The 24,147-nt window shown below is 40.3% G+C and carries 29 protein-coding genes, 1 other RNA gene and 1 pseudogene; 4 read left to right on the top strand and 27 right to left on the bottom strand.

The genetic code is table 11. From position 1 onward, the window contains the following. From B9N65_RS10320 to B9N65_RS10295, 7 genes and pseudogenes are all read right to left on the bottom strand, one after another. The coding region (locus B9N65_RS10320; RefSeq protein WP_141083848.1) for a cache domain-containing protein at nt 1-1,012 on the bottom strand (1,012 nt) is incomplete at its 3' end. 148 nt (nt 1,013-1,160) lie between these two features. Then, nucleotides 1,161-1,979: a pyridoxamine kinase gene (locus tag B9N65_RS10315; RefSeq protein ID WP_087583764.1), complete on the bottom strand. Its 819-nt coding sequence runs from the start codon at nt 1,977-1,979 to the stop codon at nt 1,161-1,163. Nucleotides 1,980-1,982: 3 nt separating this feature from the next. After that, on the bottom strand, nt 1,983-2,897 hold the full coding sequence (locus B9N65_RS10310; protein WP_087583763.1) for a radical SAM protein: 915 nt from the start codon (nt 2,895-2,897) through the stop codon (nt 1,983-1,985). Next, on the bottom strand, nt 2,887-3,909 hold the full coding sequence (gene hemE / locus B9N65_RS10305) for a uroporphyrinogen decarboxylase (protein ID WP_087583762.1): 1,023 nt from the start codon (nt 3,907-3,909) through the stop codon (nt 2,887-2,889). The genes B9N65_RS10310 and hemE overlap by 11 nt, the downstream gene beginning before the upstream one ends. A 92-nt stretch (nt 3,910-4,001) precedes the next feature. Continuing rightward, nucleotides 4,002-4,508, bottom strand: a complete 507-nt coding sequence (locus tag B9N65_RS10300) for a YqhA family protein (protein ID WP_021087398.1) — start codon at nt 4,506-4,508, stop codon at nt 4,002-4,004. Nucleotides 4,509-4,600: 92 nt separating this feature from the next. After that, nucleotides 4,601-4,687, bottom strand: a pseudogene (locus B9N65_RS11325) (hypothetical protein); the annotation flags it as partial. A gap of 206 nt (nt 4,688-4,893) precedes the next feature. Beyond that, nucleotides 4,894-5,823, bottom strand: coding sequence for a ribose-phosphate pyrophosphokinase (locus B9N65_RS10295; protein ID WP_021084389.1), 930 nt, complete (start codon nt 5,821-5,823; stop codon nt 4,894-4,896). Nucleotides 5,824-5,996: 173 nt separating this feature from the next. Here B9N65_RS10295 and B9N65_RS10290 point away from each other — a divergent pair, with 173 nt between their 5' ends. Beyond that, nucleotides 5,997-6,359, top strand: a complete 363-nt coding sequence (locus tag B9N65_RS10290; RefSeq protein ID WP_009294214.1) for a DUF488 domain-containing protein — start codon at nt 5,997-5,999, stop codon at nt 6,357-6,359. On the opposite strand, the gene mnmA is transcribed toward B9N65_RS10290, so the two are convergent. From mnmA to aroQ, 11 genes are read right to left on the bottom strand one after another with little or no spacing between them, the layout of a single operon-like run. Further along, nucleotides 6,346-7,398 carry a tRNA 2-thiouridine(34) synthase MnmA gene (mnmA, locus tag B9N65_RS10285; protein ID WP_257640056.1) on the bottom strand — a complete coding sequence of 351 codons (1,053 nt, stop codon included), beginning with the start codon at nt 7,396-7,398 and terminating at the stop codon, nt 6,346-6,348. The two genes, B9N65_RS10290 and mnmA, sit on opposite strands and share 14 nt — an antisense overlap. A 16-nt stretch (nt 7,399-7,414) precedes the next feature. Beyond that, nucleotides 7,415-8,005, bottom strand: a complete 591-nt coding sequence (locus B9N65_RS10280; RefSeq protein ID WP_087583760.1) for a TIGR00730 family Rossman fold protein — start codon at nt 8,003-8,005, stop codon at nt 7,415-7,417. Further along, a complete protein-coding gene (gene fliY, locus B9N65_RS10275; RefSeq protein ID WP_021090090.1) occupies nt 8,005-8,859 on the bottom strand; it encodes a flagellar motor switch protein FliY in 855 nt (284 codons plus the stop codon). Before fliY ends, B9N65_RS10280 begins: the two co-directional genes overlap by 1 nt. Beyond that, nucleotides 8,849-9,952, bottom strand: a complete 1,104-nt coding sequence (gene fliM / locus B9N65_RS10270) for a flagellar motor switch protein FliM (protein WP_012140115.1) — start codon at nt 9,950-9,952, stop codon at nt 8,849-8,851. The genes fliY and fliM overlap by 11 nt, the downstream gene beginning before the upstream one ends. Next, on the bottom strand, nt 9,952-10,656 hold the full coding sequence (locus B9N65_RS10265; RefSeq protein ID WP_087583759.1) for an RNA polymerase sigma factor FliA: 705 nt from the start codon (nt 10,654-10,656) through the stop codon (nt 9,952-9,954). The genes fliM and B9N65_RS10265 overlap by 1 nt, the downstream gene beginning before the upstream one ends. Next, complete coding sequence (locus tag B9N65_RS10260; protein WP_012140116.1) at nt 10,628-10,972, bottom strand: hypothetical protein; 345 nt, start codon at nt 10,970-10,972, stop codon at nt 10,628-10,630. The genes B9N65_RS10265 and B9N65_RS10260 overlap by 29 nt, the downstream gene beginning before the upstream one ends. Before the next feature lie 13 nt (nt 10,973-10,985). Further along, complete coding sequence (locus tag B9N65_RS10255) at nt 10,986-11,852, bottom strand: P-loop NTPase (RefSeq protein WP_087583758.1); 867 nt, start codon at nt 11,850-11,852, stop codon at nt 10,986-10,988. Between the two features lie 49 nt (nt 11,853-11,901). After that, nucleotides 11,902-13,203, bottom strand: coding sequence for a flagellar biosynthesis protein FlhF (flhF, locus tag B9N65_RS10250; RefSeq protein WP_087583757.1), 1,302 nt, complete (start codon nt 13,201-13,203; stop codon nt 11,902-11,904). A 9-nt stretch (nt 13,204-13,212) separates the two neighbouring features. Beyond that, nucleotides 13,213-13,689: a 2-amino-4-hydroxy-6-hydroxymethyldihydropteridine diphosphokinase gene (gene folK, locus B9N65_RS10245; RefSeq protein ID WP_087583756.1), complete on the bottom strand. Its 477-nt coding sequence runs from the start codon at nt 13,687-13,689 to the stop codon at nt 13,213-13,215. Next, the gene (locus B9N65_RS10240) at nt 13,686-14,711 is read right to left on the bottom strand and encodes a M24 family metallopeptidase (protein WP_087583755.1); all 1,026 of its coding nucleotides are present in this window, start codon (nt 14,709-14,711) and stop codon (nt 13,686-13,688) included. The genes folK and B9N65_RS10240 overlap by 4 nt, the downstream gene beginning before the upstream one ends. After that, entirely contained in the window at nt 14,708-15,187 is a 480-nt protein-coding gene (gene aroQ, locus B9N65_RS10235) for a type II 3-dehydroquinate dehydratase (protein ID WP_087583754.1), read from the bottom strand. Before aroQ ends, B9N65_RS10240 begins: the two co-directional genes overlap by 4 nt. A gap of 84 nt (nt 15,188-15,271) precedes the next feature. Between aroQ and mqnF the strand changes: the two genes are divergently transcribed. Beyond that, a complete protein-coding gene (gene mqnF / locus B9N65_RS10230) occupies nt 15,272-16,489 on the top strand; it encodes an aminofutalosine deaminase family hydrolase (RefSeq protein WP_087583753.1) in 1,218 nt (405 codons plus the stop codon). After that, on the top strand, nt 16,477-17,340 hold the full coding sequence (sppA, locus tag B9N65_RS10225) for a signal peptide peptidase SppA (RefSeq protein ID WP_087583752.1): 864 nt from the start codon (nt 16,477-16,479) through the stop codon (nt 17,338-17,340). The genes mqnF and sppA overlap by 13 nt, the downstream gene beginning before the upstream one ends. 51 nt (nt 17,341-17,391) lie before the next feature. On the opposite strand, the gene B9N65_RS10220 is transcribed toward sppA, so the two are convergent. The 4 genes from B9N65_RS10220 to B9N65_RS10205 form a co-directional block, all read right to left on the bottom strand. Continuing rightward, nucleotides 17,392-17,631 (bottom strand): ribonuclease, encoded by a 240-nt coding sequence (locus tag B9N65_RS10220; protein WP_087583751.1) that lies wholly within the window; start codon nt 17,629-17,631, stop codon nt 17,392-17,394. Beyond that, nucleotides 17,612-18,145, bottom strand: a complete 534-nt coding sequence (locus tag B9N65_RS10215; RefSeq protein WP_087583750.1) for a WG repeat-containing protein — start codon at nt 18,143-18,145, stop codon at nt 17,612-17,614. The genes B9N65_RS10220 and B9N65_RS10215 overlap by 20 nt, the downstream gene beginning before the upstream one ends. Nucleotides 18,146-18,233: 88 nt before the next feature. Continuing rightward, nucleotides 18,234-18,592: a transfer-messenger RNA gene (ssrA, locus tag B9N65_RS10210) on the bottom strand. A 30-nt stretch (nt 18,593-18,622) separates the two neighbouring features. Next, a complete protein-coding gene (locus B9N65_RS10205; protein WP_004317574.1) occupies nt 18,623-19,027 on the bottom strand; it encodes a hypothetical protein in 405 nt (134 codons plus the stop codon). Nucleotides 19,028-19,112: 85 nt separating this feature from the next. Here B9N65_RS10205 and panB point away from each other — a divergent pair, with 85 nt between their 5' ends. Then, the gene (panB, locus tag B9N65_RS10200; RefSeq protein WP_087583749.1) at nt 19,113-19,928 is read left to right on the top strand and encodes a 3-methyl-2-oxobutanoate hydroxymethyltransferase; all 816 of its coding nucleotides are present in this window, start codon (nt 19,113-19,115) and stop codon (nt 19,926-19,928) included. An 89-nt stretch (nt 19,929-20,017) separates the two neighbouring features. Here the strand turns inward: panB and B9N65_RS10195 are convergent, their stop codons facing one another. The 5 genes from B9N65_RS10195 to B9N65_RS10175 all read right to left on the bottom strand — a co-directional run bounded on the left by B9N65_RS10195 (nt 20,018) and on the right by B9N65_RS10175 (nt 24,144). Continuing rightward, the gene (locus tag B9N65_RS10195; RefSeq protein ID WP_087583748.1) at nt 20,018-20,905 is read right to left on the bottom strand and encodes a cache domain-containing protein; all 888 of its coding nucleotides are present in this window, start codon (nt 20,903-20,905) and stop codon (nt 20,018-20,020) included. After that, nucleotides 20,898-21,269 carry an HIT family protein gene (locus B9N65_RS10190; protein WP_087583747.1) on the bottom strand — a complete coding sequence of 124 codons (372 nt, stop codon included), beginning with the start codon at nt 21,267-21,269 and terminating at the stop codon, nt 20,898-20,900. The genes B9N65_RS10195 and B9N65_RS10190 overlap by 8 nt, the downstream gene beginning before the upstream one ends. A 14-nt stretch (nt 21,270-21,283) precedes the next feature. Then, a complete protein-coding gene (locus B9N65_RS10185) occupies nt 21,284-22,324 on the bottom strand; it encodes an AI-2E family transporter (protein ID WP_087583746.1) in 1,041 nt (346 codons plus the stop codon). 82 nt (nt 22,325-22,406) lie between these two features. Beyond that, nucleotides 22,407-23,027: a hypothetical protein gene (locus B9N65_RS10180; RefSeq protein WP_087583745.1), complete on the bottom strand. Its 621-nt coding sequence runs from the start codon at nt 23,025-23,027 to the stop codon at nt 22,407-22,409. A gap of 37 nt (nt 23,028-23,064) precedes the next feature. Next, complete coding sequence (locus B9N65_RS10175; protein ID WP_087583744.1) at nt 23,065-24,144, bottom strand: cytochrome C; 1,080 nt, start codon at nt 24,142-24,144, stop codon at nt 23,065-23,067. Nucleotides 24,145-24,147: the final 3 nt, after the last annotated feature.

Raw genomic sequence — 24,147 nt, 5'->3', positions numbered from 1 at the left:
CTATAGGCTGGGCTTTGTTTGTCTTGTGATTTAGTAGATCAAAGAAAGATAGTAGGCCTGTTTTTAGTTTGAGGATGATTTTTAGGAGGTAAGACGACATTAGAAGTGAAACTATCACAGAGATAATGATCGCTGCTAAGATAACGCCGATAGCTGAGTAAAATAGCGTATGCAAATCTTTTAAAAGCACATCCTCGTCCATCTCGCCAAATAGGTACCAATCAAGGCTTGGGATATATTTTGAGCCAATTATCAAATTTCTCGTGCCGTTAAAGTGACGGATGACGCCGCCATTTTTATTCATTAAAACATCAAATTTCTCTTTGCCAAGGACATCTTTTACATTTACTTTGCCGACCCTGTCGCTCTTTTCTATCTTTACAATGCCACTTGAATCAACCATTAAAAATTTACTGCCCTCGCCCATGGTTTTTGAAGTGACTAAATTTACGATGTCATCAAGGTTCATGCCTATCGCGCTGACGCCATAAAATTTGCCGTCTTTTTCAACCTTGCTATTTACATAAAGTGTTAGCGAGCCAGTAGCTTCTGAGACTTGGATGTTTAGAGAATTTACCTCTTTGCCATTTTTAACGTCAAAGTACCAGCTATCGCGTGGATTATCCTTGCTAAGTTGCTTTAAAATTTTGTCGTTTGTGTAATAGTTTAGAGTTTTATCAGAGACAAACATCGCCGTTGAGAGGTTAAACGCCTTCATAAGGTCGGTGTTGTAGTTAAAAAGCGTTGCTAATCCGTCCTTTGGCTCCCCCTCGTCGATCCATTTGAGAAGATAGTCGTTTTTGGTCATCTGATAAGAGGTGTTGATGATCTTGTCTATGGCATAGCCGATCTCACCTGCAACGTTAGAGACAGCTAGTGGTAGCTCATCTTTCACAACTTTTTCTGTATATAGATTGCGAGCTATGTTGTAACTAATGAGGCTAACGCCGATTAGTAGCAGCACGATCACAGCTGTCAAAATAACAGAAATTTTAATCCTTAAAGACTTCATAAATCACTCCTTGATCAATATTTGCGTAATTATTCAACTTTTTATATAAAAGTAAAATTAATTTAAATAAATCTGAAATTTTGTTTTAACTATGTCACTTTGATGGGTTATAATGACACAAATTTAAATCACTCCTTGTCATAAAGTGCTAAAAATTTCTAAGCAATTTTTCAAACTGCACACCATATCTTGTGCGATTATCATCTTTTAGTGTGATCTTGATGCTCTCAAGCACAAAATTTGCTGCCTTTTTGATAGTATTTTGTATGCTTTCGCCATTTATGAGCGAGCCAAAAAGCACTGAAGCGAAGATATCTCCAGTGCCACTTGCATGAAATGGCAAATATTCGTGAAAGTACTCCACTTTTTCTTTCGTCTTTGCGTCATATGCTATGATGCCACACTCATTTTGCTTGTATCTAATGCCCTTTAAAACGATCTTTCGTGCACCAAAACTAGCCAAGCCATCAAGCAGCTCCAAAATGTAATCCTCGCCGTATCCCTTGCTTAAAAATGGCTTGCCGCACATAAAACTTGCCTCAGTTATGTTTGGCGTGATGACGTGAGCCTTTTTGCAAAGTTCCCTCATCTTTGCCACAAATTTCCCATCAAAGCCGTGATAAAGCTTACCATTATCACCCATGCAAGGATCCACAAGCCTTAGCAAAGAGCCGCTATCAAATTCAGCAAAGACCTTTTCTATAAGCTCAAGCTGCCTAAAACTACCTAAAAATCCAGTGTAAATTCCATCAAAACTGATGCCCTCTTTGTGCCAAACCTGCGTTATAGCGTCAAATTCATCAGTTAGATCACGAAAAGTGAAATTTTTAAAGCCAGTGTGAGTTGAGAGCAGTGCCGTTGGCAAGATGCACGCCTCGATGCCTTGGGCACTAATTATGGGAAGTGCGACAGTGAGCGAGCATTTACCCACGCACGAGATGTCTTGTATAGTTAAAATTCGCTTCATCTATCATCTTAATTTATAAAATTTAACGCCAGCAACGTCAGTTTGATAAACCGCGCCATCTTGTAAGAGCTTGTTTAAAATTTGCTTTGAGTGCTCTGAGAAATTTTCTTCTACATTTGCCGTAGTTTGCGGACGGCGCTCTAGCATGGCTAAAATTTCACTCTTGCTAAATTCATACTTTTGCTCTATCTTGTGAGCCCTAGCTATGGTAACTGGCACGCCGTTTATCTTGCTTGCTAGCTCTTCAAGCCTGCTAGCATCAACGCCTTTTACGTTGTAAGCTGGCGGGCGATCTATCGTGCCCACATCCACTCGGTGCGGAGCTATCTCGTTTATAGCCTTATTAAGCGCTATAAATTCCTCTTCTTTGTCGTTAAATCCAGCTACGACCAAAATTTCAAGCACAAGCTCACCCTTAAATTCCTTGCGAAATTTAGCCATTGCTTTTATAAGTTCATTTACTTCTATGCCACTTTTGTTGCGGTCTATCTTTTTAAATGTGCTTTGCACGGCGCTATCAAGGCTAAATTTCACTATATCAAGCCCTTGCAAGGCTTCACAAATTTTTTGATCACTCACACCTGAGCCATTGCTTAAGATAAGAGTTTTTGCCTCGCCCTTTAGCTCATTTACTTTTACTATCAGCTCTTTTAAGTGCGGATAAAGAGTTGGCTCGCCATTTGCTGTAAGCGTGATGACATCGATGTTTTGATGAACTTTTAAGGCTTCTTTTAAAGCGCTTATGATTTCATTAACACTTGGTGGATTTTCTATCTCTTCAACCGGCTTCGCGCCCTTTAACTCGCAATAAACGCAGTCAAAATTGCATGATTTTTGCTTTGGGCTTAGATCGATGCCAAGGCTCATGCCAAAACGGCGAGAATTTATCGGCCCAAAGACAACAGTGCTATCTTGCACTTTTTCTTTGAACCTCTTTTATGAAATATTTTGCGTTTTCAACTGGCACATCAGGCAAGATCCCATGACCAAGGTTAAAGATATGCGGTGCGCCTTTCATCGTGCTTAAAATTTTATCCACGCCCTCATCGATCGCCTTTTTGCTATATAGCCTTGTTGGCTCCATGTTGCCCTGAAGGACGTATCTTGGGCTAAGTTTTTCTTTTACTAGCTCGATCGGCGTGCTCCAATCAACTCCAAAAACGTCAAAATTTCCTGAAATTTTATCTAAATATCCGCTTATACCTTTTGGGAAAACTATGACTGGGATCTCTGGAAATTCGGCCTTTACGCTATCAACTATCTTATTTATATAGCTAAATCCAAACTCAAAATATGCCTGCTCCTCAAGCGCAGCCGCCCAGCTGTCAAAAATTTGCACCGCATTTACGCCAGCTTTTATCTGCTCTTTGACGTAAAGGATAAGCGCTTGCGTCACTTTTTCTAAAATTTGATGTAAAAATTCTGGATTTTCATAGAGCATCTTTTTGCAGATCGCATAGTTTTTGCTGCCACCACCCTCTATCATATATGTAGCTATCGTCCATGGCGCACCACAAAAGCCAATGAGCGCCTTATCTTTGGCTAAATTTTCTCTTGTAAGCTTGATCGTATCATAGACGTATGCTAAGCCTTTAACCGATCTTTCGATGCTAAGTGCATCAAGTGCGGCCTCATCACGCAAAGGCTTTGTAAAAACTGGCCCCTCGCCCTTTTCAAAGCGCAGATCCATGCCCATTTCAAGAGGTACGACAAGGATATCGCTAAACAAAATCGCCGCATCAACACCTAGGATTTCAACTGGCTGAAGCGTGACCTCGCTAGCCTTTTTATAGTCTTTGCAAAGTGACAAAAAATCCCCTGCTTTAGCTCTTACAGCCATATATTCTGGCAGATATCTACCAGCTTGGCGCATCATCCAAACAGGCGTATATGGGGTCGGTTTTTTAAGGCAAGCGTCTATGAAAATCATCAAATTTCCTTTAAATTTTTAAATGGATATTATCTAAAAATAGCTAAAGAAAAGATGTAGGAGAAATTTTAAGCGTAAAAACGCTTAAAATTTTAGTGATCTCCCTTGTGAAGGAAGTAAAGTCCAAGGCAAAGCGCTAGGATAGAAGCTGCAAGATAGGCCATCTCAAGCGGTGTTGTGAAGTTTGCATGAAGCACTCTTTGGAAGAAATTTACGATTAAGACCATGACGATCACTTTGCCAAGCTTGTCTTTTAACTCATCAAGCGAATGCACTTCAAGCACCTTGCTCTGCTTTGACTGCTTTAGCTGTGTGATCTCTGAGATGAAAAGCTCGTAAATTCCGAAGCTAAATATATAAAGAACAAGCGCCATCAAGTAAAGATCGATCGCTCCAACTATCTCGCCAACGACCTCTGAGTGGAAATTTTCAACGTGAAAATCTGCAGCGAAGAAATATTTATAAACCTCTAAAAGCACCTTGCCGACATCATAACTTGCGATGATGAAAAGCACGATCGCACCTAAAAGTCCAAAGACTACTGGAAAAAGCGTGAAACTGTTGCTTGCAAGCAAAATTCTCTCGAATATTTTACGCAATAAAAACCCTTTTTGTGAAATTTAAAAAGGGGGTATTTTATAGTTTTTTCCTTAAAATTTAGGTGCAAAATCGCAATTAATTTTAATGCAAACTACTCCTGCATCGTGATCCATTTTTGTGCGATCCTGACGGCATTTGTCGCAGCTCCCACGCGGATCTGATCGGCACTGCACCTTAATTACGGCTTATTTAAATTTTAGTAGCTAGCATGTAGAAATTTAGCGGCGAGATTTCATTGTGATTTTTGTTTATTTGGCTTTAAATTTAAGCTTGTCACAAGCAGGCATTTAAGTCTTTTGGGCTAGAAATTTAACCCAAAAGATAAATATCAACTAGCTAAAATGGATAAATTTAGCAGGCTAGAGCTCTAGCCTGCAATGGTTACTAAAACAAGCTATTTACGCTTTCGTTGTGATAAACACGGCGTATCACTTCGCCAAATAGTGAGGCTGTGCTTAGCACTTTTATACAAGGGAGTTCTTCTTTTAATGGGATCGTATCAGTCACCACTAGCTCGTCTAAAAAGCCAAGTTTTAGCCTATCATAGGCTGGTCCGCTAAGCACTGGGTGCGTACAAAACGCCATTACGCTCGTTGCGCCACGCTCTTTGAAAATTTCAGCCGCTTTTACGATTGTGCCAGCAGTGTCGATCATATCATCGACCAAGATCACATCTTTGCCTTTCACATCGCCGATCACGTTCATCACTTCGCTCTCGTTTGCTTTCTCGCGGCGTTTATCAACGATGACCATATCTAGCAAATTTAGATTTTTCGCCAAGGCTCTAGCACGAGCTACGCCGCCTACATCTGGGCTTGCGACGACTGGGTTTGGTAAATTTTTAGCTTTTACGTAGTCGTTAAAGACAATGCTACCATAAAGGTTATCTACCGGGATGTCAAAAAATCCTTGAATTTGTCCTGCGTGAAGGTCCATAGTAACGACTCTGTCGATGCCTGCCGTTTGCATCATATTTGCCACTAGTTTTGCAGTGATAGGCACTCTAGGAGCCGCTTTTCTATCTTGTCTAGCGTAGCCAAAATACGGTACGATCGCTGTTATAGAGCTTGCGCTACTGCGTTTTAAAGCGTCAGTTAAGATAAGAAGCTCCATTAAATTTATATTTGCTGGGGCGCATGTTGGCTGGATGACAAAAACATCTTTTCCACGCACGCTTTCGCCGATTTGCACGCTGATCTCACCATCGCTAAATCTTTTTATGCTAGCTTCACTGAGCGGAAGCGACAAATATTGCGAAATTTTCTTCGAAAGCTCGATGTTTGCGGTGCCTGAGAAAATTTTATAGCCTCTCATAATAGTAACCTTTTTTAGTGATTTTTATGTTGGGATTTTATCAAAATGAGCTTTAAATTTAAATTTATTTACCAACTAATTTTAGCCAAATTTTATACTCCAAAAGGCAAAATTTACACCAAATTTTTAAACCATTTTATATTTATAAATTTATGAGGACTAAGATAACAAACATGTTTAAGATATGTAGAATTTACGACTTTATTAAAAGCGACGACGAGAGTTTTAAAGGTGTCTTTATCGATAGACTATATCCTAGAGGCGTGAAAAAAGAGATCTTTTCTAGCTTCATCTGGCTAAAATCAGTCACTCCATCAAACGAGCTAAGGTCATGGTTTCATGAGGATAAGGAGGCTAGGTTTGATGAGTTTTGCAAAAGATTTAGGCAAGAGCTAAATGGCAAAGAGGAGCAAGAGGGGCTAAAAGAGCTTAAGAAGCTAGAAAAAGAGTATAAAAACGTGGCGCTTCTAACTGCTGTCAAAGAGCCAGAATTTAGCCACGTTAAGGTGATAAAAGAGGCGCTTAGTTCTTTATAAAGCCACTTGCGATGACACGATCACCATCATACATCACGCAAAGCTGACCTTGCGCTACGCCAAGTGCATTTTGATTTAGCGTTAGCTTTGCGGTTTTGCTAGCTTTATCAACCTCTACAAAAGCCTCAAGTTTAGGGCTTCTATACCTTATCTTGGTTTCGCACTCAAATTTATCTTTATCTATAAATAAATTTACGTTTTCAAGCTCTACCACCTTTTGAGCAAGGTCGTCCTTCGTGCCGACAACGATCTCGTTTTTATCAGCGTTTATCTTGATAACAAAGTGTGGCTCATGAGCGCCAAAAACCTCAAAGCCACGGCGTTTGCCGATAGTGTAGTGCATGTAGCCTTGATGGCGGCCGATGATATTGCCATCTTTATCGACCACGTTGCCTGGCAAATTTGTATTGTAGTGCTTGTTTAAAACCTCGATGTAGGTATTTTCAACAAAGCAAATTTCACTACTTTCTGCCTGAGTAGCGAACTCTTCAAGCACTTTTACGCCTCTTGCTAGCTCTTTGATATCTTTTTTAAATTTATCCCCAAGCGGGAAAATGACATCTTTTAGCACCTCTTTTGGCACCTGAGCTAAAAAGTAGCTTTGATCCTTGCTAGGATCTTTGGCGCAGGTTATAAAACCATTAACCACCTGCACGTAGTGCCCAGTAGCAAGCTTCTCGCAGCCATTTGCCTTTGCAAAGTCAAGTAGCGCACCAAGCTTTATAAATTTATTACACAAGGCGCAAGGATTGGGCGTTTTGCCCTCTTTATAAAGCCTGACAAATGGATCATAGACATATTCGTTAAATTTATCCTGCAGGTCAAGGATATGCACCTTGATGCCAAGATATTCGCCCACTTTTTTGACTTTTCTGATGTTTTCTTCGTGATATCCTGGCTTTTGATGAAGCATCATGTAGCAGCCTTGCACCTCATGTCCAGCCTCTTGCAGAAATTTAGCCGTCATCGTGCTATCTACGCCACCGCTCATTGCAACCATTATTTTCATATTTTTACCTTTTTTAAATTTAAAGGCGATATTTTATATCTTATTTTTAAATAGCCAAAATTTCACTTACGATAAGCTCTATATCATCGGTGATTTTATATAAATTTAGATCTTCTTCGTTTATCGTTTTTTGAGGGATCAGCGTCTTTCGTATAAACTCATCAAGCCCTTGCCAAAACTCGCATCCATAAAGAAAAATTTTCACTTTTTTGCTGCCAACATGAGCAAGTACCAAAATTTCAAATAGCTCATCAAGCGTGCCAAATCCACCAGGAAAGACGACAAATGCGATAGAGCTATCAGTTAGGGCAAATTTTCTTGGGCTTAAATTTGAAAAGAGATATTTTGCGGTGACATATGGATTTGTTTGCTGCTCAAATGGAAGCCTCACGTTTAGTGCAACACTAGGGGACTTTGCGCTGTCAAATGCACCCTTATTTGCTGCTCTCATTATGCCATCTCCCCCGCCAGTTAAGATAGCAAAACCTAGCTCATTTAGCTTGTAAGCTAGCTCGTATGCCTTTTTGCAGTAGAAATTTTCTTCATCAAATCTAGCCGAGCCAAAGAAGGTTACATTTTTGTTTTTATACTTTAAAACGCTTGGAAATTTTAAGAGGTCATTTACTAATTCATTCATTATTTTAACTGCTGAAGCCTCTCGCGTTTTGAGCCTATCTGAGTGATCTGGATGCCAAAGTTACCGTCTATGATGACAACTTCGCCAAGGGCTATCACCTTATCTCCTATCAAAATTTCAAGCGGGTCGTTTGCGAGTTGATTTAGCTCGATGACTGAGCCTATATCCATAGTGAGCACATCTTTTAAGAGCATCCTTTTTGAGCCGATACGAACGCGCATTGGTAGCCTTACGTCCATGATAAGGCCGATATTTCTCATCTCTTCTGCACTAAATTCGCCCTTTAATGCATGAGGAGCGGCTGCAGCTTTTGCAGCATCTGCTGGCTCACTTTTAGCTGGCTCAAAAAATCTCATAAGCGTGTGATCGCAGACAAAAGCCACGTGCTCATTTAGATCCTCGATCTTTATGTTAAACAAAAAAAGCTTTTCAAAAACACTAAAATCAAGCGATGAGTTTTCATCTAAGAAATTTACATTTATTACCTCAAAGCTGATCTTTGGCATGCCTTTTTGTGCTCCAAGAGAGGTGCTAAAAGCGCTAAAAAGGTTTGAAAATATCTCTTTTGCAGCGTCAAGCTCGTCGCTGCCTAGGTTTTCATTCTTTGAAATTTCTTCTTCGCCCATCATCCACTCACTAACTGCGCTTATGAGCACTGGCGTGCATGCGATCTCAGCTTTTGCATTGATGTCGCCACTTAATGTCACGCTAGCCATGACAACTGGCGGTTTTATGCCATTTTGCGCTGGCGCGTCAAATTCGTTTCTCTCGCCGATCTCTGGCGCTCTGCCAGTTAGCCCTTCAATGGTCGCTTTTAACTCATTTGAAAAGATGTTAAAAAATTCATTCGTCATTATCTTCGCTCTCTTCTTCGTTGTTGTGTTCGTTGGCCTCGTCGTATGCCATTAGTTTTGCTTTTCGCTCTTCTTCGTATTTTTCTAGGATGTGTTTGATCTCGTCTTTGTCAGAGCGGATTAGCTGCTCGATCTTGATAGACTTTCTAAATCTATGAAGTCCAACTTCAGCCAAAAATACCTCTTTTTTATCGATGCAAACGATCGCCTTATCATCAGCGCCTCTATCAAGCCTTAAGATATCGCCCTCTTTTAAATTTAAAAACTCATTTACGCTAACGATTGATTTACCAAGGATCGCCTCATAAAGCACCTCAGCACGGCCTATTAGAGTTTTTAGCTCTTTGTTTCTACTCTTTTTAGCGCTAGTTTCGCCAAGCATGATGTCCCTGTTTGCAAGGCGCGATAGGATCGGCTCTAGGTAGATGACTGGATAGCATAAATTTATCATGCCGCTTGAGCCACCAACGATGATCTCCATGACAACCATGATGACGATCTCGTTTTGAGAGACGATCTGCACGACGTTTGGACTACTCTCTTTTGCCTCGACATTTGGATACATATCAGTTATCATCGACCAGCTCTCTTTTAGGCGCTGCATGATCATCCTAAGCACCGCATCGAGTAAATTTACCTCGATGTCAGTTAACTCCCTGTTTGCCTCGAAATTTTCACCAGTTCCGCCAAGTAAGCGGTCTATCATAGGAAATGCTATGCTTGGATTTATCTCTAGGATGCAGTTTCCATCAAGTGGCTTAATAGAAAAGACGTTAAAGCTAGTTGGGCTTGGCAAGCTCATCAAAAACTCGCCATATGTCATCTGATCGACGCTGTGAAGCCTAAGTTCGACGATACTTCTCATGACACTTGAAATTTGACTAGCTAAATTTCTAGCAAGCTTGTCGTGGATGCCTTTTATCGCACGGAGCTGCTCTTTACTGACGCGGTTTGGGCGTTTGAAGTCATAGATAATGATCTGCTTTTGCTCGCCTTGTGGGCTCTCTTCTATCTCGATATTGCTCGTATCGCCGTCTTCATCGACGACTTCAAGTAGCGCATCTATCTCTTCTTGACTTAAAATATCAGCCATTAAACCCCCAAGCTGCGTCTGATGCGATCAAGCAAACGTTTATGAATTTGTGAAATTCTACTCTCGCTGATGTTCATTATCTCGCTGATCTCTTTTAAATTTAGCTCTTCGTAGTAGTAAAGCTGAACGATCATCTGATCACGCTCATCAAAGTCTTTTAGCGCACTTTCGATCTTTAAGATAAGATCCTCTTTTTCTACGCTTTTTTCAACATCGCTTTGACCGATTAGCTCCATTTGCTCGTCTATTGGCAAAATGGTGATGATGCCACTAACACCCCTTGCCTCTCTTATCTTTTCGATATCTTCATTTAGCTTTTCAGCCAGATACTCGTCGCTTGGCTCTTCTTCGTGTGTGTTAAAGTAGTTATCTATCTCGATATTTATGCTCTTTACTAGCTTTCTGTCGCTTCTACTAACGACATCAAGCGCTCTAAGGTAGTCAAGCATCGAGCCATAAATTCTCTTTTTACCATATCCCCAGAATGAGTCGTTTTGCTCTTTGTCATACTTCCTGCTAAGCTTTATCATCTCCTCAACGCCAACGCTTATAAGATCATTTACGTCGATGCTTGAAGGCAAGCGCTCCTTTAGTCTAAACGCCATTGCACGCAGAGCTGGCATGTATTTTAAGACGATCTCGTCTTGCTCTTTTTTAATGGTGCTTTTATAAGCGTTAAGCTGCTTTTGCTTTAGTTCGTACATTTTGCTTACCAGAGTCTAAATTTTCGGTGGTTACTTTTAGCATGATATTTTCCATCCGTTTTTCCCTAACGTTTAGCTCAGAGATGAGGTAGTCCGCGATCTCCTCATGTCTTTGCTTGTCAAAAAATTTCTTCAAAGTCCTTTTTACATCGACGTAGTTCATTATCACGATGTGAATTATAAGGTAAAAAAATAAAGTAATAACTAGCGTATAAACGAGCATTTCGATAGGCTCGCTCACCTTTAGCAAGGTAAAAACTATGCCTATGAAAAATCCACAAACCGTAAAAAATGCTATAAAATTTTCTGCACGCAAAGCTCAATCTCCATTAAAATTGTTCTATCAAACGCTTAAAGAAGCCCCCGAAGCTCCTGCTTTGCTCATCCTTAAGCACTTTTCGTTCCAACCTATAAAGCAAATTCGAAGCTATCTGCTTGATCTGCACGCTAGCAGAGCCGTAAGCTTCGTCATCTGTAAAGAGTGTCCTTTGCTTTATGCTCCTTGCCACGCTCTTATCAGAAGCCACGTAGCCAATTAGCTCTAAATTTAAGCTTGGTCCGATATTTGCATTTGCCACTCGCTTTACATTTTCATAAATTCTAGTAGCCTCAGCCTCGTTTTTTACCATATTTAAAAGTAAAAGCTCGTTATTTTTAAATCTTGAAACGATCTTTATGACCGCGTATGCATCGGTTATCGCCGCAGGGTCAGGCACAGTCACCACGACAACCTCATCAGCCGCCTCTAAAAAGAGCTGCGTACTGCCGCCTATGCCAGCACCAGTGTCGATGATCAAAAAGTCAAGCTGATCAAGCTCGCTCGCCTCATCTAAAAATCTCTCAAATAAAAATTGATTGTTAAATTTCAAAATTTCATCGCCGCTCTCGCCAGGGATGAGGATGAGATTTTTATTTATAGGTATCAAGATATCTTTTAGGCTGCACTCGCCTTTTAGCACGTGAAGCAGGTTTTTGCCCATTTTGACGTTTAAGATCACATCAAGATTTGCAAGGCCGATATCAGCGTCAAAAAGCCCTACTTTATAGCCATTTTGCGACAAGACATTTGCCAAATTTGCACTTATCGTGCTCTTGCCAACGCCGCCTTTGCCGCTTGTAATCGCTATAAAATGCGTATTTTTAGCCTTATTTTGAGACTGGACTAAATTTTGTAGTTTTTGCGCTTGGTTATTCATCGCTAGCCTTTTGCTTTGTAAAGCCGTCAAACACGCACTCTACTAAAAATTAGCTCTTTGCCTCCACAAGATCATCAGGCACCTCTTGACCCACGCTAAAGTAGCTAACTGGCGTGTTTGTCTCATATATCAGCGAAAAGACGTTGCCAAAAATTTTGGTCTCGTCAAATTTGGTGATTATAAGCGTGTCGATCTCCAAAAATGAAAATCCATTATAAATTTCTATTAGATCCTCAACCTTTGAGCCAGCTGAGAGGACTAAATTTACATCGATCTTTGCGCCGCTATGCTTTAAAAATTTATCAAGTCTTTCAAGCTTTTCTTTGTCATACTGCGAATTTCCAGTGGTGTCGATTAGTATCACGTCGCAGTAGCTAAGCTGCTTTATGGCATTTTGAAAGTCCTCGACCTCTATGACGTCAAGGATCGGTAGCTTCATCATCTTAGCGTACTGAAATAGCTGTTCGACCGCTCCGATACGGTACGTATCAAGCGTGATGATGCCCGTTTTATAGCGCTTTTCGTTGCCGTATGCAAAACGAGCCGCGAGCTTTGCAAGAGTCGTCGTCTTGCCAACTCCAGTTGGGCCAACTAGCATCATTATGCGCTGTTTTTTGTCACCGAGCTCTTTTCTGCATGGTAGCATATTTCTCAAAAGCGAGTAGAAGTATCTTTTTACCGCGGTTGGGTTGCTTTTCATAGAAACAGGCAAATTTTCAAGCGTCGTTTGCATGATCGCCTCTAGATGCTCCTCCTTCATGCCGCTTTGTTTTGCGAGCTTGTAGATAGTAGCAAACTCTGGCGGGATCGAAAGATTATTGCGATTTGGGGCTTTTTCGTCCCAGATCATGTCAGTTATCAGCCCTATTTTCTCGCTTAGCACGCTTACTTGCTTTGCTACGTCGTCTATTTTTTTATTCATGCCATTTGTATTTGGCTCTTTGATCTCGTTCATATCGACATTTGCGATCGCGCTTATCTCTTTTGCGACGTCTGAGATGTTTAAAAGCACGCTCTCATTTGGATCGTAAGGCTCAGGCGACGTCGTCTTTGCCTCAAATTTAGCAGGCTCCTCTTTTATCTCAAATTTTGGCTTTGGCGGCTCGTAGTTTTTGCTAAATTTAGAGTAGGCATTTTCATAATTTATTGCTTTTACATTTGGCTTTGGTGGCTGTTTTACCTCGTCCTCTTCGACGCTTACCAAAATTTCATAAAGCGGCTTTTTGTTTATCGTTTTGGCTTGAATTTGCTTTGTGGTAACGAGTATGGCCTTCTCGCCGCACGTTTCTTGAGCCTTTTTCAAAGCTTCGATAGTGCTCTCGCCTGTAAAAGTATGAAATTTTGTAGCCATTTATATCCTTTAACCTCTCATAAGCCCTAGTGGCACGATCACGCTAAGCCTCTTACTAGCCCCTGGGTGCGGGACGATAAGGCGTGGCGTCTTATAGACTTTTTTACTAAAATACAAAATATCCAGATCAAGCGTGCGTGGCGCATTTTTAAACGTCCTTACGCGCTTAAATTTACTCTCATAATGCCCCAAAATTTTTAGCAAATTTCTAGGGCTCACAGATGTTTGTAAATTTATAACAGCGTTACTAAAATCATCCTGCGCTTCGTAGCCAAACGCCGCATTTATAAGGATCGGCGAGACTTCAACCACGTGAAAACGCCTATCTTCACTAATCGCTCTTATAAATTTATCAAACCTCTTTGCGCTATCGCCGATGTTGCCACCCATACCAACTAGCGCCTCATACTTAAACTCATCTCTTTTTTGAAAAAAACTAGGGCAAAAACGGCTTTTTACGATCTTTCTTGCTCCAGCTAGCCTCATAAAATCTCACACCCACCTTCTCTTGCGACCACCACATCCTCGATGCGCACGCCAAATTCATTTTCTAGATAAATTCCAGGCTCTATACTAAAAACCATGCCCTCTTTTATGAGCGTTTCACTCCTTGCTGAGATGACTGGAAGCTCGTGTATATCGACTCCCACGCCATGTCCTGTCGAGTGAAAAAAGGCCTTTTCATATCCAGCCTTTGCTATCACGCTTCTTGCTGCAAGGTCTATCTCGCACGCCCTGACGCCAGCTCTTGCGACCTTTATCGCAGCAGCCTGAGCCTCTTTTACGATCTCGTAAATTTCTTGCATCTTAGCGTTTTTAAATTTTTGCTCCTTTGAGAAGTTAAAATTTTCATCAAAGCAAGCAGTTCTGGTGCGGTCAGAGCAGTAACGCTTAAATTTAACCCCAGCATCAAGTAGCAGCAAGTCACCCTTTTTTAAAATTTTATCCCCAGGCAGCGCATGCGCCTTTGCGGCATTTTCGTTTATCGCTACGATCGGATCAAAGCTAAGACCTAGCTCGTTTTTTTGTCTAAAGATGAGCGAGGCGTTAAAATGAAGCTCTTTTTCACTCATCCCCTCGCCATTTTCACGCACAAATTTGACAAATTCATCAAAGCATTTTGCTCCAAATTCGCTAGCCTTTTTTAAAATTTTTATCTCATCTTCGCTCTTGCAAATTCTCTTTAGCCTAGAGAAATTTGCCTTTGGCTTGAAATTTATTCTAAAGCCCTTGCTAAGCGCATTAAATTCGCTTAAGCTTAGCTCATCAGGGTTAAAAACAAGGCTATTTGGCTTCATCTTTCTTAAAAATGCCCTAACCTCGTTTATTAAATTTCTCTGCGCTAAAAGAACGATCACGCCTGCATTTACGCAGCTTTTTGCCTCAAAATAATACCTCGCATCCGTAAAAAAGTATTTCACGCCATCAACGCATAGCAAAAACTCATTGTCGCAGCTGTAACCGCACTCGTAAAATACGGCGTTTTCGTCCTTTAAGATGAAATTCATTGTGCTTTTTGATTTGCTCTTACTGCTTTGATTTGCTCAAAAATTTGAAGCATGCCTATCATCGCCAAATGATAACCAACTGGTCCAAAGCCCATGATCTGACCTGCTGCAACTGGTGCGATGAGGCTTTTGTGACGGAACTCTTCTCTTCTATAAACGTTGCTGATATGCACCTCGATAACTGGCAACGCAACCGCACTTAGCGCGTCACGGATAGCGATAGAGGTGTGAGTGTAAGCGGCTGGGTTTATGATGATGCCGTCAGCATCGCCCAAGCACTCTTGGATCTTATCGACTAGCTCGCCCTCAAGGTTGCTTTGAAAAAACTCGATCTCAACGTCATTTTGATCGGCAACGATCTTCATTTGAGAGTGGATATCCTCCATCTTCATAACGCCGTAAATTCCTGGCTCTCTAGCGCCAAGCATGTTGATATTTGGGCCTTGGATAACCATTATTTTTAGCTTCTTATCCATGTCACTCCTTTTTGATTAAATAGCCCAAATTATACATTTTCGTTCCTAAATTTTCGCTACAATAACAAAAATTTAAGGCTAGAAATGGAAATTTTAAAAGCAAAAAAGATCATCACTGGCGGAGAAAATCCAAAAATTTTAAGAAATTCTTGTCTAGTCATCGATGATGATAAAATTTTAGAAATTACAAGCGAAAAAGAGGCGCAAAAGAAATTTAAAGATGCGAAAATTTGCGACTTTGGTGAGAGCGTGATAGCCCCAGCGTTCGTAAATACACACGTTCATTTGGAATTTAGCTCAAACGTTAGCACACTAAAATATGGCGACTTTATAAAATGGCTTGGCTCTATCGTCGATAAAGGCGGCGAGCTAGCTAAAATGGACGCTAAAAAAGCGATGAATGAAGCCATAAATTCGTTGTTAAAAAGCGGAGTTTGTGCCATTGGCGAGATATCTAGCTTTGGCTCGGAGCTTGAAATTTTAGCCGCTAGCCCACTAAAAGTCGTGCTTTTTAGTGAAATTTTAGGATCAAATGAGCAGATGATCCACCAAAATTTACAAAATTTCTTAGCCAAATTTGAAAAAACAAAGGGCTATAAAAGCCAAAATTTCACCCCAGCCATCTCGCTGCACTCGCCCTACTCTGTGCATCCAAAGCTCGCCAAAGCCGCCATTGAGATAGCCAAAAAAGATGACTTGCTAGTTAGCACGCACTTTTTAGAGAGCAAGGCTGAAAAGCAGTGGCTAGAGCACGGCAGCGGTGGCTTTAAAAAGCATCTTTTAAGATTTAGTCAAGACCCAAGACCGATGTATGACGCGCAGGGCTATTTTGCGATGTTTCGTGAGATAAATACCCTCTTTACACACTGCGTTTATGTGAGCGATTTTACTAAATTTAAGCCTCATCACAGCGTGACGCACTGCGCCGTTTCAAATAGGCTACTTGGCAAAAAGGCGCTAAATTTAAAAGAAATTTTCAAAAATAACGTCAGTCTAAACATCGGCACAGACGGCCTTAGCTCAAATATCAGCCTAAATTTCTGGCATGAACTAAGAGCCACCCTATTTACCCACGCTAGCCTTGATCTAAACGAGCTTGCCACTAGGCTTTTTGTCGCTGCAACGCACGGGGGTGCAAAGGCGCTTAGGACAAATAACGGCGAGATAAAGGCAGGACGCGCGGCTGATATCGCAGTCTATAGCGACCTAGAGTGCGATGATAGCGAGCTAATACTTCAGCTCATACTTCATACAAATGAGGCTGAAAAACTATATATCGGAGGCAAAATTTGCAAATTTTAAGGCTTATTTTTAGAGGATTTTTGGGAATTTTTAAATTTATCAATAACTACTTTAAGGCGCTCATATTTTTACTCATCTTATTTTTTATATTCGCGCCAGATGGCAAGATGAAAGAGCCAAATTTAGCTCGCATAGACATCACCGGCACGATAATGGACACAAGTGAAATTTTAGATGCACTCGAAAAAGCAAGGCTTAATAACAACATCAAAGGCGTGCTGCTCTACATCGACAGCCCAGGCGGCGCGCTAAGTCCTAGCGTGGAGCTAGCCATGGCGGTCAAGAGGCTAAAAGAGAGCAAAAAAGTGCTCGCATACGCAGCTGGCAATATGGCGAGTGGTAGCTACTACGCTGGCGTAAATGCTGATACTATCGTCGCAAACCCAGGCGCTTTCATCGGCTCCATTGGCGTGATCATGCAAGGGGCAAATATCGAAAATTTAGCCAAAAATTTAGGCGTGAGCGAGCAGGTAGTGAAGGCTGGCGAGTTTAAAGAGGCTGGCACCTTTATGAGGAGCTGGAGCAAGCAAGAGCGTGAGAGCTTGCAAGGGCTCGTAAATGACGCTTACATGCTCTTTGTAAGCGACGTGGCGGCGGCTAGAAATTTAGACATCAACAAAAAAGACGAGTGGGCAAATGCAAGGGTCTTTTTGGCGCACAATGCCCTAAAAATGGGGCTAATAGACAGCCTTGGCAGCTACATAGACGCTCAAAACGAGCTAGCAAAAATGAGCCTCGTAGATGAGCCCGTCTGGCAAGAAAAACCACAGCTAGAAAAGATAATGGAGAAATTTACAAAGCAAGGCATAAACTCGCTTTTTAACGCATTTTTCGAGACAAAGCTTAGATAAAAAACCAGCCAAGTTAAATTTAACTGGCTGGCAAAGCTTTTTGTAGTTAGCTTATCTGAAATTCCCTTCGCTATCCACAAAGAGTTCTCGCTCTGCTATTTTTATCAAAAAAGTAGTTTCATTTATCCTTTGAAGCACCTCAAATTTACCATAAATGCTATTTTTGATAATGACATTAAAGTTTTCATCCAAAAGCCCAAATTTATCACCTAGCCGTGATAAATAGAAAGTATTATTTGACCTGTCTATAGCCTTATCAAACACCTCTATCTCATTTTTTGCTTTCGTCAAAAATAACAGAACATCCTTTGGTGTTTATATAATCCCATTTACCGTCTTTTTTAACTCTAGCAAAACCTTCGTTAAAATCATAAGCGTCATCAAATTTACACTCTACGATCTGCTCACCTTTGGTATTTATATATCCGCACTTGCCATCTTTTTGAACAGCAGCAAGACCTTCGTTAAAACTCCAAGCAAAATCAAATTTACACTCTATGATCTGTTCGCCTTTGGTGTTTATATAACCCCATTTGCCATCTTTTTCAACCCAAGCAAAACCTTCACTAAAACAATAAGCATCATCAAATTTACACTCTATGATCTGTTCGCCTTTGGTGTTTATATATCCCCATTTGCCGTCTTTTTTAACTCTAGCAAAACCTTCGTTAAAATAATAAGCGTCATCAAATTTACACTCTACGATCTGCTCACCTTTGGTGTTTATATATCCCCATTTGCCATCTTTTTGAACAGCAGCAAAGCCTTCGTTAAATTCACAAACACAATCAAATTCCCAAAACATATCCCTCTCCTTTGTTTATATGAGTTGTCTTATTTTAGTTTATATTATTTTAAAAGTGAGTAAAAATTAAGAGAATTTTAAAGTAAGGTGGTGGAAGCGAGGGGGATCGAACCCCTGTCCAAAAGCAAAATCCATACAGCCTCTACACGCTTAGCAAAAGTGAAAATTTCATCTAAAAAGGCTCACTTTCCAAAACCAAAATTTAGACTAAGACTTAAATTTCAGCTAGCAAACAGTCACTTTGCTGGCCTACTCTAGCTAAATTACTCGCTTACATCCTAGCTAGAATGAGACAAAGCGAGGCTCAACTGAACTTACGCAGCTTTAGCGTAAGCAGGAGCGAAATTAACGTTGTTTGCGTTTAAATTTAATTTGAGCTTTTTACGCTTTGCTCAAAGCGACGTGCCACCGTACACACTCTGCTCCTGTCGAAGCCAAGTCGCTCCCATAAAAAATGAAATGGTTTAGTTGGATTGTTTAGTCAAGCTTTGCAGGTACGTCAATGATCTTTGGCTCAAGGACGCTAAAATACTCTAAGTCTTTCTCGACGTCGCCTTTGTATTTATGAAACTGATCGCTAATAAGCAGCAACCAATCTATAAATTTATCATTTGCTGGACCTTTTAAGCTTCTAGCCTCTTGAGTGACCTCTTCAGCCAAAGTCGTTAGTTTCAAGATCGGGTCAAGATGCATAAAACCTGCTGCTGATTTGATATTGTGAAAGATCCTAGAAAGCTCTAAAATGCTCTCCTTATACTTGTCAGCTCTTCCTAAATTTATTATCAAAGGCTCTAGTAAATCGCACATCAAAGTGTAGTGGGAGAGAAACTCCTCAACTATATCATAAGAATAATCGACTTCAAGCCTTTTTAATATACCCATTTTCATGTCCTTAAGAAATTGGCGTAATTGTAGCAAAATTTTGATAAAATTGTTAGCATTATCAGAAAATTTACCGGACTTAGCCATGAAAGATGAAAAAATCGCAAAGAAAAAACTCACCATAAATGATATAAAAAATAAAAAAGGCGCCGAGCCTATCGTGATGATAACCGCCTACGATGCGCTTTTTGCGAAGATTTTTGATGATTATGCTGATGTGATCCTTGTTGGCGATAGCTTAAATATGAGCTTTAATATGAAAGAGAGCACGCTAAGTGCTGATATGAGCACCATGCTTTATCACACAAAGGCTGTTTGCGCCGGGGCTACAAAGACTTTTATCCTAGCTGATATGCCATTTGGCAGCTACACAAATGAAAAACAAGCGATCAAAAATGCTATGAAATTTTTCAAGCAAACAAATGCCGATGCGGTGAAGCTTGAAGTTGGCATGCATCAGGTAAATTTAGTAAAACGCCTCTGCGAAGAGGGCATAAACGTGATGGCTCACATCGGACTAAAGCCGCAGTTTTTTAAATTTGAGGGCGGATATAAGATAAAAGGTAGAAGCGAGCTTGAGGCAAAAAGGCTGGTTGAGGAGGCTTTGGCGTTTGAGCAAGCTGGCGCGTTTAGCATACTGCTTGAGGGCACACTTAGCAACGTAGCAAGCGAGATAACAAGGCAGGTTCGTGTGCCAGTTGTGGGCATAGGTTCTGGAGCAGATGTAGATGGTCAGGTGCTTGTCTGGTCTGATATGCTGGGATTTTTCGAGGACTTTAAGCCTAAATTTGTCAAGCGCTATCTTGATGGAGCCACTCTTGTGCGAAAAGGCGTGCAAAGCTACGCTAACGAAGTAAAAAACAAAATTTTCCCAAGCGAAGAGTTTTCATATAAGGGTTAAATTTATACTCCAAATTTATAAAGTAGCCACATAAAAACTCTGCAAAAAACACTAAGCAACACTAAAGCGCTAGAGCATACTTTTTTATTTTAAAAAAGCTCTTCTGATTCAAGATAATTTTGCGAGATGTTTCGCTCTTTTTCATCCGTATTTACGTGAAGGACATAGTAGCCTATCTGCGTGTTGCTAGCATCAAGTAACGGCACAACGCAAAAATAGTGCGTCTTATATACGTAAAATTCATACTTTTTAAGGTCGATATCACGCAAAATTCCAACTATATTTAAATTTGCACTGCTTAAATTTTCGATGTAATAATCACTTAAAATTTGATCACTTGGCGCGCTTTTATGTGCTGGCATCTTATCTTTTGACAAGAGCACAAAGAGGTCGATGCCTTGCGTTTTATAGAAATTTCCAAGTGAGTCGTAGTTTAGTAAAACCTCGATGCTACCGATGTTTTTACCCTCATGCATCACATTTGAAACAGCTCTTATATGCACTCCAGCATACCACGCCTCGATGCCAACCATGGGCCTATCTTGACGCCTTGACTCTTGAACTAAAAACCTACCACTAGCGATCATATCACCATATCTGTTTAGATCCCAGCTTCTTACGTAGCTTTTTAGATCTTTGTCGTAAAGATGAAGTTTGATGTTGTTATACATCGACGCTGCGCCAAGGGTTTTTGTCAAATTTTCGATATTTTTTACGCATTCGTCGCGGTTTTGACCTAGCAAGCACATCTGTATAGACTCATTTTGGGCAAGCAGGATCGAGATCGCCATTGATGAAAATTTCTCATCATCGATGCTTTTGTTTAGCTGCTTTACATGGTAGTCAAAAAAGATACGCATATTATTTTGCTTTTTTTCAGCCATGTATGAGCTATAAAGAAAGTAAAAAAGGCTACCAAGCACCGCAAAAACGACTAAAACGATATAGATATTAAAATATTTTTTGTATTTACTCAAAACTAAGCCTTAGTTTTTCTTCTAAAAATTTAGCAAATTCGTCAAATTTCGGCAGCTCAAGCTCACTTTTTCTCTTTGGCTTAGCCCAAACGCTATCTGGGAAAAATGCATCGTTTTCAAATCTCGCAATAACGTGAATATGCACGTGTGGTACGTAGTTTCCAAAGCTTGCGATGTTTATCTTAGTTGGTTTATAAAACTCAAGCATCGCCTTTTCAGCCACCAGCATAGCCTCAAAAAGTCTAGCCCTACTCGCCTCATCGCAGTCACTTAGCTCACGGTAGGGCTTAGCAGTAAAAATTTTCACCCACGGAAGCTCGTTCTTTTCGCGCTCAACTCTTATAAATTTATCTTCATATATCATATTTTGCCCCTATTTTATACGAAATTTCTCTCTCGCAAAAGCGTGTAAAGTTTGATGGTTGAGATAAAGAATGTCACGATCGCAGGGCCAAGTATGACGCCCCAGAAGCCAAATGTCGTGATGCCAGCGATCATCGCAAAAAAGATAAGTAGCTCGTTTATCTTTGTTGGTATCTTGACTAGTTTTGAGTTTATAAATTTAATGACAAGTGGCTTTAGCAAGGTATCAGCACCAAATGAGATCACGATGATGGTGTAAAGTGCGATCGTGATAGCGGCTGCTGTGTTACCATTTGCAAACTCATAAATACTAATAGGCGCCCACGCCAAAAAGCCGCCAACGACTGGGATGAGTGAAGCAAAACTAAAAAAGATGCCAGTTAGCACGCCGTCATAGCCGTAAAAACTGGTGATAATGGCAAACAAAAAGCCCTGAATGATCATATTTGCTATGGTCGAGTAAAAAACGACGCCCATCACGTTGCCAACCTCGCTAAGTATCGACTCAGTGTCCTCTTTTTTAAGCGGAAGCGCCTCTTTTAGGTAGTTTATAAGCTCGTTGCCGTAGAGGTTGCAAAAGAAGAAAAAGACTAGGATGATGATCATATCAACGCCAAATTTAAGGCTTAGCTTGCCTAAATTTGCAAGATTAGCAGCGACTTGCGAAAATAGCATCTTGATATCAAGCCCGCCTATAAATTCCTTAATCTTTGGCTCTAAGAAATTTATCGACTCTGGCAGGCTAAAGTCGTAGTTTTTGATAAATTCAATGGTCTTTGTGACGTTGTTTATATCAAAGCCAGCTGCGTATTTCGCGATCTCTACGACTGCGTAAAGAAGTGGCGCGATAAATAAACAAAGAAGCGCAAATGTCGTAAGACCTGACGAGAGCGTTTTGCGGTTTTTAGTAAGCGTTAAAAATGCGATCTGCACGTTTGCAACAGCCACCGCGAGCAGCGCTGCGATAAAAATGTCAAGTAAAAATGGTTTAAAAAGATAGACCACCAAAGCCAAAGCACAAAACGCAAAAATTCCAAAAAACAGCCTATTATTCATCTCGCTCCCTTAAAATGGGGTAATTATAGCAGATTTTATTTTACCTACTCGCTCAGTGAAAATTTAAAAATTTAGTATAGCACTACATCTCTAATTCAAATGTTTTCATATTCATATATACTTTATAACTATCTTTTTTTATATCTATATTATCTCTCAAGAGCTTCCCAGCATAAAAATACTCTTTATTATCGATAGTTGCACTTATAAATGCTTCATAAACAACACCTATCAATTTATTATCTTTACGATTTTGATATTTTGTATACCCACAGAAAAATTTACACTTACTGCTATCTTCAAATACATCATAAATTTTGTTTAAAATAAAAAAATTTTCAATCTTTTTTACAAGATTGTCATAATTATCTTTATGTTTCCGTATTGTTGCTTCTGAACGATTATTATTAATGGCCTTTTCATATTTTTCAAAATATTCATTCAGTTTTTTACTTTCTTGCTCGAGTACTTCAATCTCCTTTAAAAGCATATCTTTTAACTTTTGTCTTATGATTTTTGACTTGTTGTTAAAACAATCAACAATACCATCGGCATTAGAATATTTTAGTACTTTATCATCAAACCCACCTAAATAGATATTACATTTACTTTCTAAAATATCGCCAAAATTGCTATGTAAAAATATACGAAAATCATCTATAAATTTGTCTATATTTTCACCTTGATTTATTATTATACGCATTAAAACCCTTTTTTGTTTAAATTCTATAAATTTTCTCTTACGTGCACTGAAAATTTGCTCCAACAACCTCACACTCGTCACAAATTTGTATATAAATAGTGCCCTCGGCATCCGCCAAAGCACCAAAAGGAATTTGCGCTAGATATTTCATCGTTTTACCGCATTTTGGGCATGCTAGATGCTCGCTGTCTTGCAGCCACTGCGGATATCCGCCAAGTAAAATTTCACTATCTATCATATGTGAGTAGTGAGCGCAAACCTCGCTGGCTAGCTCGAAATTTTGCCCATCGAGCGTTGCCACAGCCTCTCTTACATAGTCTTCACTCTCGCCCTCTCCTACTACCTCAGTTTGCACGCTTTTTCCGTCATTTTGGCAAAAGTACTGCACAAAGCCAATGCATGTCGGACAAAATTTAAGCACAGCATCGTTTTTAAGCTCTAGCCCAAGTCGCTTTAGGCTCTCTTTTTTGATGATGAGTTCCAGCATCTCGCCGTTACAAAATTTACATTTTTCATCATTTGCGGCTTTAAATTTAACGCTTGCGTCCTCGTTTTTACTTGGCTGACAAGTAAAGCACCTATCAAAAACTAGGCTTCTTCTCTTGCCACTGCTATCAAAGCTCCAGCCAGCAACCTGCGCGTATCCATCCATATCAACGTGAAGCTTCGCCCTCCAAGGCTTTGGCGCTTTATAGAGCTTAAAAAATAGCTCCCTCACCACCTCATCGCCCTGCCACGCAAGCGCGCAAAGGATGTGATTTATTTTTACAGTGTTTTGGGCGCCATTTAGACTACTTATGAGCTCGTCTCTCACGTCACTTGGGGCGTTTTTGTAAATTTCAAATGGATAATACTCGCCCTGCTTGGTCACTTCTCTTATTATCTGCTCGTCGCAAATGCCGCGTAGGTAGAAAATGTAGACAAGATCGCTGTAAATTTCACCGTATTTGCCTATCTCATCTATGTGCGCTAGGACATTTTTTAGCTTTTGTTTGATCTCGTCTTCGCTTAAATTTTCATAAAACTCCAGCTTCTCTTTTTGTCTGCACCAGTAGCAGATCCCGTCAAAGTAAATCGTCCTTTGCTTGCACTTAGGACAAAGATGTGGCTCGCTCATTTT

The sequence above is a fragment of the Campylobacter concisus genome (genome assembly GCF_002165815.1).
GTDB lineage: Bacteria > Campylobacterota > Campylobacteria > Campylobacterales > Campylobacteraceae > Campylobacter_A > Campylobacter_A concisus_BH.
This window is presented reverse-complemented; position numbering and strand designations above follow the sequence as displayed.